We start from the raw sequence: 13,217 nt of genomic DNA on the forward strand, positions 1-13,217 counted from the left end.
CCGCCCGTCAGCCGTTCGACGACCAACGTGCCCAGGCATCACGCTGAGCCTGCTGCTCCGCGGCAATACGGTCGAGGGCCTGCCTGCGGAGACTCCGCTTCCACCGGGAAACGGGGCGCCACTCCCACGCTTTGCCCCGCTGCGTTGCGCTGGCCACCCAGACCAGCTGGAACAGGTCGCCGCAAGTGCACTGCACCACCTCGCCGCCGTGCCGGTAGAGCTCTCGCTTGGGGTAGCCGGGGACCTCGTGGCGGTGGCCCCGGCCGGAGGGCGGGTTGTTGCCGGGGATGACGACTCTGCTCACCCGGTCATCCTGCCGCTTCCACGGGCAGGTTCGCATCGGACTCCGGTGACCGGATACCGAGCTCTGACCGGGGGGCGCTATGGGCGAGGTGTACGGCCCCGCCAGCGGTAGCGGACCGTCCAGCCACAGGCCCCTGCTGGACGGTCCGGCCGCCCCTAGGCTGTCGCCATGTCGCGACGCCCCGTCTGGCTCTTGCTCGCAAGCGCTCTTCTGGCCAGCACTGGCTGGCCCTCCGCACGGTGACCGCGAGCGAGGCGCAAGGGTTCCGCAAGGTCGCGCGCCGCTGAAAGCGGCGCTTCGGGCGACCTGGTCGGCTCACGTCCGTAGGCTGGCGCGCCGTGTGGGAGCAGCTGCTGACCGTCGTGGCCACCGCGCTCGTCGGCGCAGCTGTCAGCCGCGGCTTGCCCACCCTTCGCCGTCGGCTTCGGGAGCACGTCGCGCTGCTAAGAGACCTGCCGGACGAGCTTCGGTCGCCGATCACGGAACTCGTTCGAGCGGAGTTGGCCGAGCTAGCTGAGCGTGAAGCAGGCAGACGCGCTCGACAGATCGACCGCGCGTGGGCCGGCCTGACCTACCTGTCGCTCGCGGTGGTGGTCGGCGGCCTCATCGCTGCGGTGCTCTCGGCTGAGGTGCCGGAGAGGGCCATCTTGTTCGCCAGTCTGGCCGGGGCCGGCTTCGGGTCCCTAACGGTGGCTGCCCCTCGGTTCTACGGCCGCGTGAGAGGCGACTGAGCCGACGCGCACGACCAAGACGAGCTTCTCGGGCGAGCAAGGTAGCTGACCGTGCGCGCTCGTCGCTTGAGACGTCAGGCGTTCTTCAGTGAGAGGACTCCGACGCCCAACAGCCAGGCGATGGCGATGGGCCACGCCCCGATGGTCAGCGCAAACGCTGGCACGCCGAAGATCACCAGCAGCGGAACCATGAACACCGCGCCAGCAGCGAAGATCGCAAGCCCCAGGCAGATGAAGGGCAGCGCGAGCAGCCAGATCATGAACTCCACGAGGCTCAGCGCCCCGCTTCGATGGATGTCGTGATGCCGGCGTTGGCGGCGGTCATCTCGCCTACGGTGCCGAACAGCATCAGCCCGGCGGCCGCGGCGACCGTGGTGAGAGAGGCAAGCAGCTTCCGGGTGAGGGTCACGGCAGGCATCCTGCCGTCGATGGTCACCGTCGGTGAGCGCGAGCACGGTGATGCGCCCGGACGGGCAGCAGCCCTCACCTGATCGGGCGGCCCGACGGTCAACCCGGAGTAACCTCAATGGCTGCTTGGCTTCCCCCGGGCACCCGCACGCCACGCCACCGGAGGGAAGCCCTTGGCCGCCGAAGACCGGCTCACCGCCGACGATCTCGCCGCGCTCGCGCCCGGCGACCCGGTCACCATCGAGGCTGGCCTGGACTTCGCCCGCCGACGCCACCGAGCCGGCACCGTCGCCCGCATCACCGGCCGGCACGTCGTCGTCCGCTCCGGCCCGTACGTCGAGTGCTTCGGGCTGCGCGACGGCATCCGCGAGGGCGGCGCCGGTCGCGCCGAGCTTGTCCACAGCGACGTCCACCGCCGAAACGAGGCGCGCCGCGGTACAGCGCGCGTCGACCAGGCTTACCGCGACTGGTCGCGCAGCAGGTCAGACCTGGAGCGGCTGCGCCGGCTGCACGAGGCCGTCGGCCAGGCGCTCGACGAGGAGCACGCAGCCGCCGTCCACTGAGGCTGTAGACAGCTCCACAGTCTTGCCGTTAGTCAGACAGCGGTGCGACTGCTCAGTCGTCGCGGGGCACGACGTAGTCGAGTCCTGCCGCGTCGCGGCGTCGAAGAGGCGACGCTGGTGAGCATCGCAGTAGGCATCGATGAAGGTGGCCCTGACCATGGCGTCGCGGCTGGCGCTGCCCTCACCGGCTCTTGAGCGCCTTCGCGACGTCCGTGATCGCGTTCCGCACCTCGTGCAGGGTGCCCGGAGGGACGGCGGAGCCCTCCCGCCACTGGGACAGGTCGATCGTGTACCGCAACTGCTCGACCGGACCGAATGGGCCGACCGCGTCCACCACTACCGTGTGCGCGCCCCCGATCTCATCGGCCATCAACTTGTGCGCCACTCCCAGGGGCCACGTCATCCTGCGTCCCGGCGTTAGAGCGGAGATACCGCCGTCCAGCCCGGTGAAGTGCTCTCTGTCTCGGCGTAGCTGGTCAGTCAACGGCGGGTCGAAGCGGACGCGCACGTCCCGGGCGACCGTCGAGCCACTGTTCTCCACGATGACCTTGAGCAACTGCCCCTGCCCCTCATCGGGGACGACATCCGCCCACACGTAGGGCTGTGCGGCGTCGCGGTGCATCTGGCGTTGCAGCTCTGTCTGGGCTCTGGACTCCGCTACCTGATCGCGGGCGCTTCGGGCCTGGTAGATCGAGGCACCGAGCGCCGCCAACGAGATGCCTGCGGCCACGACCGCGACGATTGCCGATGCGTCCATGCATGGCAGCGTCGCAGGTGCCGCCGACAGCCTCGTCCGGCCGAACGCGAAGGTCCCCGTCTCTCACCGAACCGTGAGAGACGGGGCCTTCGTCGTCTACTCCCTCAGCAGGTGCCAGAGGTACGGCCCGTCAAGAGCCGAGGCACGGCACAAGTCGGCGACGGTGAGCCCCTTGCTCTCGGCACACCGGAGCACGCGCACGAACACGAGTTCTTCGCGGGCTGCGGCGACCGCGTCACCGCTCTCCAGCGCCTCACGGTGCCGCAGGGAGGCCACCTCCACCGCTTGCATCGCGGCGTCATGCAGGGGATCCCCTTGGATCACGCCGCGACTTCCGTCGTCGCGGTCATCCGGTGGGCGGCATCGGCGGGGGTTGTCCGGACTGGCACAGTCATTCGTGGCTCCGTGGTGCTCGACGTGGGCGGCTCGGGGCTGCGGGGAGCCGGTGTGGTTGGTCGCCTGACCGGCTTCCCGCCCTACGAGTGGTGACGTTGCACCGCTACTCAGTCGCAGCGGTCCAACACCGCGAAGCGGCCTCCCGGTGGATAGAGCCGGGACGCATCTCCGAGGCACCACTGAGACTGCCCTGTTCGCCTGACACAGCGTCGGCGCCGGAATGTTTCACGATGTTTCACGGCCTGGTGTCGGCGGATGCTCGCCGGGGCCAGGAGGACCGCGCCAGACGAGGAATCGCTGGTCAGGCGGCAATTGCTCGGGTGGCGGCGGCAATTGTGCGGGAAGTACCCGATCGCCGTGACGAACTTGTAGACAAGGTAGATCTCGTTGCACAAAGAGCGGTCGGTCGCTGCCGAGGTCAAGAACGAAGGCCCCGCCTCCCTTCTGGGAGTCGGGGCCTTCGTCGTCTTCGGATCCGGCGCTACATGACCGCCCGGCCCAAGAGGAGACCGATGTCTGCTTGCGCCTCTTCGAGGAGCTGGAGATGCAGGTCGGCTCCCTGGGCCTCCGCAGCCTGCTGCTGGCGGATGACGGCCCGGCGTTCGGCGAGGTCAAGGACGTTCGAGGGCGTGACAAGATCCACGGTGCTGCACTCCGGTCTAGTCGGTGTTGCAGAAGTCCCCGGTTGCTGGGTGGCCGCCCGGCGCCGGGGGCGCCCCTCATGGCGGGGCGCTGCCGAGACAGTAGGCGGATAGACCGCCATAAAGCTAGACCTGTCGTCACTCCGCGTGTCGTTCCCGCATACGGGGCGTTACCGGGAAGCCTCTCGGTGGGCCCCCTCTACCGCGCACAGGTCAGCTCGGGTAGGCCGCTGTTCAGCGCGATCAGCAGGTCGAGGCACTCCTCCTGCCGCACCTCGCCGACGACGATCCGCGAGGGCCGCATGCGCAGCGCCTCCTTGACCAGCCGGCGCAACGGGATCTCACCGGCGCCCTCGAGGTTGGGCTGACGGGTCTGCATGGCGACGAGGTCGGGCAGCGGCACGCGGAGCTCGAAGACCTCCTCGCAGGTGATCACCCGCTCCTGTGCCGGGATGGCCGCGCACAGGCAGTTGAGCAGCGTCGTCTTCCCCGCCTGCGTCCCGCCGGAGACCAGCACGTTGAGCCCGGCCGCCACCGCGGCCTCGAGGAAACGGGCGGCCTGCGCCGTGATCGTCCCCAGCGCGATCAGCTCGTCGAGGGAGTGCGCCTGCAGCACGAACTTCCGGATGTTGACGGCCATGTGCCGGCGGGTGATGTCCGGGATGACGACGTGCAGCCGCGAGCCGTCCGGCATCGTCGCGTCCACGAACGGGGTCGACATGTCGATCCGCCGACCCGAGGTGCGCAGCATCCGCTCGACCAGGTCGGCCAGCTCGCCCGGCGCGAGGATCGTCGTCGTCAGCTCCGACCGGCCGCGGCGGGCCACGAACACCCGGCCCGGCTCGTTGACCCAGATCTCCTCGACCTCGGGGTCGTCGAGGTAGCGCTGCAGCGGCCCGAAACCGGCCACCCGGTCCAGCACGTCGCGGACCACGGTCTCGGTGTCACCGATCGGCGGCAGCGCCGAGGTCAGCGACCGCTCGGAGTAGTCGGCGACGACGTCGCGCACCAGCAGCCGCACCGGCCCGGGGTCGGTGAACGGGTCCAGCCCGCGGCGGCGGATCAGCTCGCGGACCTCGCCGTCCACCACGTCCAGAGCGCTCGCCACGGCCGGACCCTAGGAGAACCCAGCGGTCCGACGTGACGCTCCGCAGCCAACCTGTGGACGACGCACCCGCAGGTCCACCCGGCCGGGTGAACGCCCGGCCGGTGCTCAGCGCGAGGGGAGCAGGTCCGCGACCAGCCGCGGCACCCGGTCGTCCTCCCGCGCGGGGGTGAACCCCAGCCGGACGACGACGAGCCGCGCCGACGGGACGACCGCGATCCACTGCGCGTCGTGGCCCTGGGCGAAGTAGGCGTCCTCGGGGAGCTCGGGGTGCACCAGGGTTCCGTCGGCACGGAGGTTGGCCCACCAACCGGCGGCGTTCCCGTCCTGCTCCCCGCTCCCGCGCACCGCGGTCACCGACTCGGCGATCCACCCCTCGGGCAGCAGCCGCTCCCCGTTCCACACGCCGTCGTCGAGGGCGAACTGGCCGACCGCGGCCCAGTCCGGGGGGGTGGCCCACATGTAGGAGGAGCCGACCGGGGTCCCGGCGCCGTCGGTCTCCAGCACCGCGCTCGACAACCCCAGCGGGCCGAACAGCAGCGTGCGGGGCAGGTTGGCCCCCAGCCCGCTCCGCTCGGCCAGGACGCTGCAGAGCAGGGTGGTGCTGCCCGAGGAGTACTGCACGAACGTGCCCGGCTCGTGGGCGAGCTCGCGGGAGGCGACGTAGGAACCCATGTCCTCCTCCATGTAGAGCATCCGGGTGATCGGCGTGCCGAGGGCGTAGGTCTCGTCCCAGCTCAGGCCGCTGGTCATGCTCAGCAGGTGGCGGACGGTGATACCGCACCGCGCGTCACCGGCCCACTCGGGGCGGAGGCCCGCGTCGTCGAGCGACACCACGCCCTGCTGGACCAGCCGGCCCACGACCAGGTTGATGACGCTCTTCGTCACCGACCAGCCCAGCTGCGGCGTACCGGCGTCGAACCCGGGCGCGTACCGCTCGGCGACCAGCCGGCCGTCGCGGATCACCAGCACGGCGCGCGTGCCGAGGGCCGCCCGGTCGGCGGGATCGAGATCGTCCCCGAAGGCGCGGCTGAGCGCTGCCTCGACCGCGGGCTCCGCGGTGGGCGCGGGCGCCGAGGTGAACGGGTTGGCACCGGCCGGCACGTCGACCGGCCGGGGCAGCGCGGGCCGGGACCGAGCGACCGTGGCCCCGAAGCCCGGCGTGTACCAGGCCCGCTGCCGGGTGAGCAGCCCGAGAAGACCAACCTCGGCGGTGTCGCCGTCCTCCCGCACCCGGAGGACCCGGACCAGTGGGTTGGGCGGCAGGTCGGCCGCGGCGTCGCTCCGCCCGGCGACGTGCCGCACGGCGCAGGCGTTGTGGGCGGCGTACCCGGTGCCGGTGAGGAGCAGCGGTCGCTGCCACCGGTAGACGCCGGCGAGCGCAAACGATGCGCCGAGCAGTGCCCTCCGCATCCACCGGTTCCGCGGGGCGGCGTGGGCAGTGGGGTACTCGGCAGCTCGCGGCACCGCGGGAGCGTAGCCGGGCTGCGGCACCCTCGTGGACGACCCGTCAGCTAGGGCGAAGTAGTCACCCGAGCCGCCGAACAGCGAGTCCGAGCCGCCAGCCGCCGTGACGCTGCGCGACGAGTCGGGGCGCGCGAACGGCGTAGGCCCGTGTACGGCGGCACAGGTAGCTCAGCAACGTGAGATGTATGGCCTGGCGTGAACGTGCACGGCCTGGCGTGGCTCCTGCCAGGCGACTGACGGCTTCTACGGTCCGACGATCGAGTTGGACACTGTGAAGTCAGCCAGTCCTCGACTCGTCAGGTCCTCTTCGAGGGGAGGGATCGAGCACGCATATTCCGGCGGACAGCCGTACTTGATGAGTGCCGTGAACCGCAAGGGTAGCGGCGTCTGGGGCGGAAGCGGGAAGTCGACCTCCCACGTTCCTGCGGCCCGCTTCTTGGCAGGCGGAGACACCAACCAGGGCACAAGCCCGCTGTCTGCAGCCGTGGGCCCGGCTTGGGGAGTAGGGCTTGGTGACCCGTCCGCCTCATTCGTCGTAGCGGGCTCGGCCAGGACGAAGATTGCCGCCCACTCGGGGACGTCGGACGAGGTGCCGGCGATACGCATGACGACGCTGTCCGCCTCGGCGGACGCCAGGGTCACGCTCGTCATCGAGACGACGGCCGGAGCTTGCGTCCGATCTGTGGGGCTGCTGGTGGATGGACCGCTCACAGACCCCTCAGAGTTGTCAGATCCCCCGCTTGAAGTGATGAAGGCCGCCACGACGGCCGCGACGCCTGCCACCAGAGCGGCGACCAGCGTTTGCCAACCCTTGAGTCGCTGGAGCCGATGACGGCGCACAGGCCGCCTCGCGGGCGGGGATGACACCCGGCAACGGTCCGGCCACGTGCCCCTCAGTGGCAATAGGCGAGTGTGACCTACGAGGGCGGATGGCTCCCAATGACGAGCAAGAGACGAGCGGCGCGACAGGCCGTAGCTGCTCAAGCGCTGGGTGTATCCCGCCTGACGATGAGGGAGCGGAAGACGCCTCTGCAGGTGACCTGTTCCCCCCGGAACCTCCGCTCGACTACACACCGCGTCTCTCAAAGGCGGCGTGCCTCTCGCTTGCACAGAGACCGCGAATCAGCCTCAGTCCATCAGCGGGTCGGCGTCCTCGTCCGCGGTGAACGCCGCCCACAGCGCGGCGTAGGCACCTCCGGCGGCCAGCAGCTCGTCGTGCGTGCCCACCTCGACCAGCCGACCGTGGTCGAGCACGGCGACCCGGTCCGCGCGGGCGGCGGTGGTCAGCCGGTGGGCTACGACCAGCGTCGTCCGCCGCCGGGCGACGGCGTCGGCCGCCCGGGTCACGGCGGCCTCGGTGGCCAGGTCCAGCGACGCGGTCGCCTCGTCGAGGAGCAGCACGTCGGGGTCGACCAGCTCCGCGCGGGCCAGCGCGAGCAGCTGCCGCTGCCCGGCCGAGAGCGACCGGCCTCGCTCCCCCACCCGCGTGCGGTAGCCGCGCGGCAGCGCCGCGACCATGTCGTGCGCGCCGACGGTCCGGGCGGCGGCCTCCACCTCGGCGTCGGTCGCGTCGGGCCGGCCGTAGGCGATCGCGTCGCGCACCGTGCCGGCGAACAGGAACGCCTCCTGCGGCACCACGCCCAGCCGCTGCCGGTACTCCCCCAGGTCCAAGGAGCGCAGGTCGCTGCCGTCCACGCACACCGCGCCCGAGGTCGGGTCGTAGAAGCGGGCGACCAGCTTCACCACCGTCGACTTGCCCGCCCCCGTCTCCCCGACCAGCGCCAGCGTCTCCCCCGGCGCGACGGTCAGCGTCACGTCCCGCAGCGCCGGAGACGGCGCTCCGGTGTAGGCGAACGTGACGTCGGCCAGCCGCACCTCGCCGCGCAGCCGGCCCACCGGCTCGGGTTGCACCGCGGCCGGGGTCGACGTCGGCGTGCGCAGCAGGTCCCGCACCCGGCGCAGGCCGACGGCGGCCTGCTGGTAGCTGTCGAACACCTGCGAGAGCTGCTGGACCGGCGCGAAGAACGTGTCCACGTAGAGCACGAAGGCGATCAGCACGCCCGCGGTGATGCCGCCGTCGGTCAGCCGGGCCGCACCGACCGCCAGCACCGCGGCGGCGGCCACCTCGGACAGGAACTCGACGAAGGGGAAGTAGGTGGCGATGTAGCGCTGCGCCCGCAGCCGGACGTCGCGGTAGGCGCGGGCGTACCCCTCGAACACCTCGGTCGAGCGCTCGGTGCGGTCGAACGCCTGGGTGATCCGCACCCCGGCGACGTCCTCCTGGAAGCGGGCGTTGACCGCGCTGACCCGCTCGCGGGCCTCCGTGTACGCCGGTACCGACCGCGACCGGAACCAGACCGTGGCCACCACCAGCACCGGCAGCACGGCCACCAGCACCAGCGCGAGCTCCGCGTCGAGGACGACCAGCGCGACCAGCACCCCGGTCAGGGTGAGCACGCTGACCACCGCGGTGGTCAACCCGGTCTGCAGGAACGCCGACAGCGCGTCGACGTCCGTCGTCATCCGCGTCATGATCCGGCCGCCGAGCTCCCGCTCGTAGTAGTCCAGGCCGAGCCGCTGGAGCTGGGCGAAGGTCTTCACCCGGAGCGTGTAGAGCAGCCGCTCGCCGGTGCGGCCGGCCAGCCTCGTCGACCCGCGCACCAGCGCCCAGTCGGCCACGACGACGACCAGCGCGACCGCCGCCACGGTCAGCAGCAGGCCCAGCGAGCCCGCGGCCACGCCGTCGTCGACACCGGTGCGCACCAGGGCGGGGATGGCCAGCTGGGCAGCGGTGTCACCTGCGACCAGCACCAGGGCGCCGGCCAGCGGCCAGCGGAACGGCCGGATCAGCCGCCACAGCGAGAAGTCCGGGTCCGCGGCCCGGGCCCGCTCGGCCGGCACGTCCGGCGTCCCGGTGGCCGGGGGCAGCCGGTCGACCATCTCCCGCAGCGCCGCGGTGGGTGCGGCCGCGGCAGCCATCCCCGCGCCACCTCCCCCGCCGCCACCGGGCGCACCGATGGAGCCGGTGGCCGCCCGCGACGGGCCGTCGTCCTCCGCGGGCGCCTCCGGCTCGGGCCACGCCTCGGGGGTGGTGCCGCCGGGCGGCAGCTCCTCGACCGGCGGCAGCTCGCCCTCGGCGCCGGAGAGCAGCAACCGGTACAGCGGCGAGCGCGCCTCGAGCTCCGCGGCGGTGCCGACGTCGACCACCCGGCCGGCGTCCAGGACGGCGACCCGGTCGGCCAGCGCCAGCGTCGAGCGGCGGTGCGCGACCAGCAGCGTCGTCCGCCCCCGGACCTCCGACCGCAGCGCCTCGTGGATGCGCGCCTCCACGGCCGCGTCGACGGCGGAGGTGGCGTCGTCCAGCACCAGCACGCGCGGGTCGACCAGCAGCGCGCGAGCCAGCGCGACCCGCTGCCGCTGACCACCGGACAGCGTCAGCCCCTGCTCGCCGACGACGGTGTCGTAGCCGTGCGGGAGCTCGGTGATGAACCCGTCGGCCTGCGCGGCGCGGGCGGCGGCGCGCACCTCGTCGTCCGTGGCGTCCGGGCGGCCGAAGGCGATGTTGGCGCGCACCGAGTCGGAGAACAGGAAGCTGTCCTCGAAGACGACGCCCATCGCTGCCCGCAGCTCCCGGGTGTCGAGGTCGCGGACGTCGACCCCGCCGACGCGCACCGCACCCTCGGACACGTCGTAGAAGCGCGGCAGCAGGGTGACCACGCTGGACTTGCCCGAGCCCGCCGTGCCGATCAGCGCGAGGGTCTCCCCCGGCTCGATCCGCAGGGTCACCCCCGACAGCACCGGCCGGTCGTCGTCGTGGGCGAAGGTGACGTCGTCCAGCTCGACGGCCAGCGGCCCGGCGGGGAGTGAGCCGGTGCCGGGCACCAGCGCCGGGCGGGTGTCCACGACCTCGAGCACCCGCTCGACTCCCGCCCGCGCCTGCTGCCCGATGGTGAGCAGGGCGGCCAGCTGGCGCACCGGGGAGACCAGCGCGGCGAGGTAGGTGGCGAAGGCCAGGAACGTGCCCAGCGAGATCGAGCCGCGCAGCGCCAGCCAGCCGCCCAGCGCCAGCACCCCGACCTGGCCGAGCGCCGGCACCGCCTGCAGCAGCGGGTTGTACAGCGAGGTGAACCGGACCACCCGCATGCGGGCGCCGAACAGCCGGCGGGCGCCGTCGTCGATCCGGTCGAGCTCGCGACCCTCCTGGCCGAAGCCCTTGACCACGCGCACGCCGGTGACGGCCGCCTCGACGTCCCCGACGACCGCGCCTGCCTGCTGCTGCGCCGCCCAGTTGGCCGGGAAGAGGTCGCGGCGGGAGCGCAGCGCCAGCACCCACAGCGCGGGCCCCACAGCCAGCGCGACGAGGGTGAGCAGCGGGGAGAGCCAGGCCATCACGCCCAGCGAGACCACGAAAAGCAGCGCGTTGCCGGTCAGGTTGGGGAAGAACGCGAGCAGGCCCTGGACGAGCGTCACGTCGCTGATCGCGCGGCTGACCGTCTGGCCGGTCTGCAGCCGGTCCTGCTCGGGCCCGTCGAGCCGGGCGAGGGCCGCGTGCACGTCGTTGCGCAGGTCCATCTGGACGTCGAGGGACAGCCGGCCGGCGAGGTACCGGCGGACGAACCCGGCGGCGAAGCGCAGCGCCCCCGCGCCGATCAGCGCGACGACGAACGGCGTGACGTCGACGGCCCGGCCGGAGTCCGCGCCGGCGACCACCCGGTCGACCACCTCGCGCACCAGCAGCGGGGCGAGCGCCGCGGTCACGGAGGCGACCAGCGCGGCCGCGAACGCGCCGACCAGGTCGCCGCGGTGCCGCAGGCAGTAGCCGATCAACCGCTTGAGCCAGCCACCCTCCGGTGGTGGGGGCGCGGCCGCGCCGCGGGTGCCGGGACGCTGCAGTTCGGTCGCCGTCACGAGGGGACCGCCGCCCCGGGCGGGACGACGGAGGCGTGCGGCACCTGCTCAGTGTGCGACGACCAGCGCCCTCGTGCCCGCCCCGTCCCGCCGGGGGGTCAGGGCCGGGTGCCGTCGGCCCGGATCAGCACGTTCCCGAACTCGTCCTCGACCGTGTAGTGGATGGTCTGGGCGCAGATGCGGCCGTCCTCGATGAGGTAGGAGTCGACGCCGTCGCGGATGCGGAACGGCCCCTCGTCGACCGTCCACTCCAGCAGGCCCATCCGCCCCTCGACCAGCCAGGTGACGTAGGTCCACCGCCCGCTGGGGATCTCGGTCATCAGCTGGCGGGCGAGCTCGCGCACGCCCGGGATCCCGCGGAAGACGCCCCGCCCGGTGAGCACGACGACGTCCTCGGCAACGTTGCGGGCGAGGTCGGCCTCGAACCCGTCGGGCTGGGCGGCCAGCCGGAGGTGGTCCTCCAGCACCTCGCGGGGGCTGCGCGCGGCGAGTGCCTGCGGGGAGGTGTCGGTCATGGCGACTCCCGGGGTCGGTGCCCCGATCATCCGCCCGGTGACCTCGCGTGGGAAGCGGTCCGGCCCCGGTGCGTCAGGCGACCGGCTCGGCCACCACGACGACGTTGTCGGCGTAGTTCCCGGTCGCCTCGTCGAAGGCGCCGCCGCAGGTGATCAGCGTCAGCTGCGGGGGGCCGTCGGTGCGGAACACCTCGGCCGGCAACGCCGCCTTCCGGTACGACGTGCGCGACACCACCGCGAACCGGTGCCGCTCCCCCGCCGCGTCCGCGACCTCGACGACCTCGCCCAGGTCGACGGCGTAGAGCTGCTCGAGCGGGCCGGAGCCGTACTCCGCCGAGTCGACGTGCCCGGCCAGCACCGCGGAGCCCGCGTCGTCCCCCGGCACCGCGCCGGGGGCGTACCAGCCGAGGACCGTCGGGCGCTCCGGCAGCTGCAGGGCACCCGACGCCAGTGCGCCGACAGGCACCAGGGGCACCGGCTCGCCGGCGCCGGGCAGCTGCACCGCGACCGGCGCCGCAGCCGGGAGGGGCGGCACCGGGGCGACCGGTGGCGGCGCCACCGGCTCGTGCGTGCGCGGTACGGACTCCTCGGCCGCCGGGGACGGCGCCGCGGTGGGCGCCGTCCCCAGGTCCGGGACGTCGGCACGGGGCGAGGCCTGCGCGAGCGCCACCCCCGAGCCGACGAGGGTGACGCCCGCGACGACCAGCACCAGGTGCCGGGCGCGCGCGGACGTCACGCCGGGCTCACCCGGCGGTCTGCCGACGGCGCACCAGCCCCGCCGTGCCTGCGAGGAGCACCACGGCACCGAGACCCGCCAGGCCCCAGCCCAGCGCTCCGGTACCGCCGTCGGCCGCCTGGCCACCGGACCCACCCGGGACCGAGGTCGGCACGCCGTACTGCGCGGCGACCTGCCGGAGCTCGACCAGGTGCTGCTCCACGACGGGCGTCGCGGTCCGTGCCTGCTCGAGGACGGCCGGGTCGGAACCGTTCTGCAGCTCGCGCTGCGTCGCAGCCAGCGTGGTGGTGTGCGAGCCGATCTGCTGGGCGATCCAGGCGGTGTCGAAGGCCCGGCCGGTGTTCTGCTGCACGGCGGCCAGCTGCCGCTGCTGCTCGGCGGTCGGTTCGGCCGGTAGCTGGACGCCGAGTTGCTGGGCGGCCTGAGTGAGGGCGGTGTCGAGCTCGGTGTGCATCTGGACGAACATCTGGCCGAGTTGCTTGACCTCGGGCGTGGTCGCGGACTGCTGGGCCGCGGTGCCCGCGGCGATCTCGGCGAGGTTGCTCTGGTGCGCGGCCTGCATCCAGGCCACGTCCTGCTCCGACGGCGCGGCCAGAGCCGGCGCGGCGGTCAGGACGACGGCACCGACGACGGCGACCGGGAGGAGAGCGAGACGGGACAGCATGCGCATGGAAGGGACTCCGTAG

13 protein-coding genes are annotated in these 13,217 nt (G+C 72.8%); 2 read left to right on the plus strand and 11 right to left on the minus strand.

Going from position 1 to position 13,217, the window contains the following annotated elements:
* Positions 1-7: 7 nt before the first annotated feature.
* On the minus strand, positions 8-304 hold the full coding sequence (locus ACI79H_RS00325; RefSeq protein WP_456552373.1) for a hypothetical protein: 297 nt from the start codon (positions 302-304) through the stop codon (positions 8-10).
* A 338-nt stretch (positions 305-642) separates the two neighbouring features.
* Between ACI79H_RS00325 and ACI79H_RS00330 the strand changes: the two genes are divergently transcribed.
* A complete protein-coding gene (locus ACI79H_RS00330; RefSeq protein WP_456552374.1) occupies positions 643-1,035 on the plus strand; it encodes a hypothetical protein in 393 nt (130 codons plus the stop codon).
* Positions 1,036-1,109: 74 nt separating this feature from the next.
* On the opposite strand, the gene ACI79H_RS00335 is transcribed toward ACI79H_RS00330, so the two are convergent.
* Together ACI79H_RS00335 and ACI79H_RS00340 are read right to left on the minus strand one after the other, a co-directional pair.
* Positions 1,110-1,304, minus strand: a complete 195-nt coding sequence (locus tag ACI79H_RS00335; RefSeq protein ID WP_456552375.1) for a hypothetical protein — start codon at positions 1,302-1,304, stop codon at positions 1,110-1,112.
* Between the two features lie 5 nt (positions 1,305-1,309).
* Positions 1,310-1,444, minus strand: a complete 135-nt coding sequence (locus tag ACI79H_RS00340; protein ID WP_456552376.1) for a hypothetical protein — start codon at positions 1,442-1,444, stop codon at positions 1,310-1,312.
* A 172-nt stretch (positions 1,445-1,616) separates the two neighbouring features.
* Here ACI79H_RS00340 and ACI79H_RS00345 point away from each other — a divergent pair, with 172 nt between their 5' ends.
* Positions 1,617-2,006 carry a hypothetical protein gene (locus ACI79H_RS00345; protein WP_456552377.1) on the plus strand — a complete coding sequence of 130 codons (390 nt, stop codon included), beginning with the start codon at positions 1,617-1,619 and terminating at the stop codon, positions 2,004-2,006.
* A 181-nt stretch (positions 2,007-2,187) separates the two neighbouring features.
* Here the strand turns inward: ACI79H_RS00345 and ACI79H_RS00350 are convergent, their stop codons facing one another.
* The 8 genes from ACI79H_RS00350 to ACI79H_RS00385 all read right to left on the minus strand — a co-directional run bounded on the left by ACI79H_RS00350 (position 2,188) and on the right by ACI79H_RS00385 (position 13,201).
* Entirely contained in the window at positions 2,188-2,763 is a 576-nt protein-coding gene (locus ACI79H_RS00350) for a hypothetical protein (protein WP_456552378.1), read from the minus strand.
* A gap of 877 nt (positions 2,764-3,640) precedes the next feature.
* Positions 3,641-3,802 (minus strand): hypothetical protein, encoded by a 162-nt coding sequence (locus tag ACI79H_RS00355; protein WP_456552379.1) that lies wholly within the window; start codon positions 3,800-3,802, stop codon positions 3,641-3,643.
* Between the two features lie 197 nt (positions 3,803-3,999).
* On the minus strand, positions 4,000-4,908 hold the full coding sequence (locus ACI79H_RS00360; RefSeq protein WP_456552380.1) for a CpaF family protein: 909 nt from the start codon (positions 4,906-4,908) through the stop codon (positions 4,000-4,002).
* 105 nt (positions 4,909-5,013) lie between these two features.
* Positions 5,014-6,372, minus strand: a complete 1,359-nt coding sequence (locus ACI79H_RS00365) for a serine hydrolase domain-containing protein (protein ID WP_456552381.1) — start codon at positions 6,370-6,372, stop codon at positions 5,014-5,016.
* 1,128 nt (positions 6,373-7,500) lie between these two features.
* Entirely contained in the window at positions 7,501-11,280 is a 3,780-nt protein-coding gene (locus tag ACI79H_RS00370; RefSeq protein WP_456552382.1) for an ABC transporter ATP-binding protein, read from the minus strand.
* A 98-nt stretch (positions 11,281-11,378) separates the two neighbouring features.
* Positions 11,379-11,795, minus strand: a complete 417-nt coding sequence (locus tag ACI79H_RS00375; protein ID WP_456552383.1) for a nuclear transport factor 2 family protein — start codon at positions 11,793-11,795, stop codon at positions 11,379-11,381.
* 73 nt (positions 11,796-11,868) lie between these two features.
* On the minus strand, positions 11,869-12,531 hold the full coding sequence (locus tag ACI79H_RS00380) for a class F sortase (RefSeq protein WP_456552384.1): 663 nt from the start codon (positions 12,529-12,531) through the stop codon (positions 11,869-11,871).
* Between the two features lie 7 nt (positions 12,532-12,538).
* Positions 12,539-13,201: a DUF4142 domain-containing protein gene (locus tag ACI79H_RS00385; protein ID WP_456552385.1), complete on the minus strand. Its 663-nt coding sequence runs from the start codon at positions 13,199-13,201 to the stop codon at positions 12,539-12,541.
* Positions 13,202-13,217 lie beyond the last annotated feature (16 nt).

The sequence above is a fragment of the Blastococcus sp. SYSU D01042 genome (genome assembly GCF_054050515.1).

Bases quoted from the DNA above. Each gene is read 5' to 3' on its own strand.
- ACI79H_RS00350 (WP_456552378.1), bottom strand. From the start codon at position 2,763: ATGGACGCATCGGCAATCGTCGCGGTCGTGGCCGCAGGCATCTCGTTG.
- ACI79H_RS00375 (WP_456552383.1), bottom strand. From the start codon at position 11,795: ATGACCGACACCTCCCCGCAGGCACTCGCCGCGCGCAGCCCCCGCGAG.
- ACI79H_RS00385 (WP_456552385.1), bottom strand. From the start codon at position 13,201: ATGCGCATGCTGTCCCGTCTCGCTCTCCTCCCGGTCGCCGTCGTCGGT.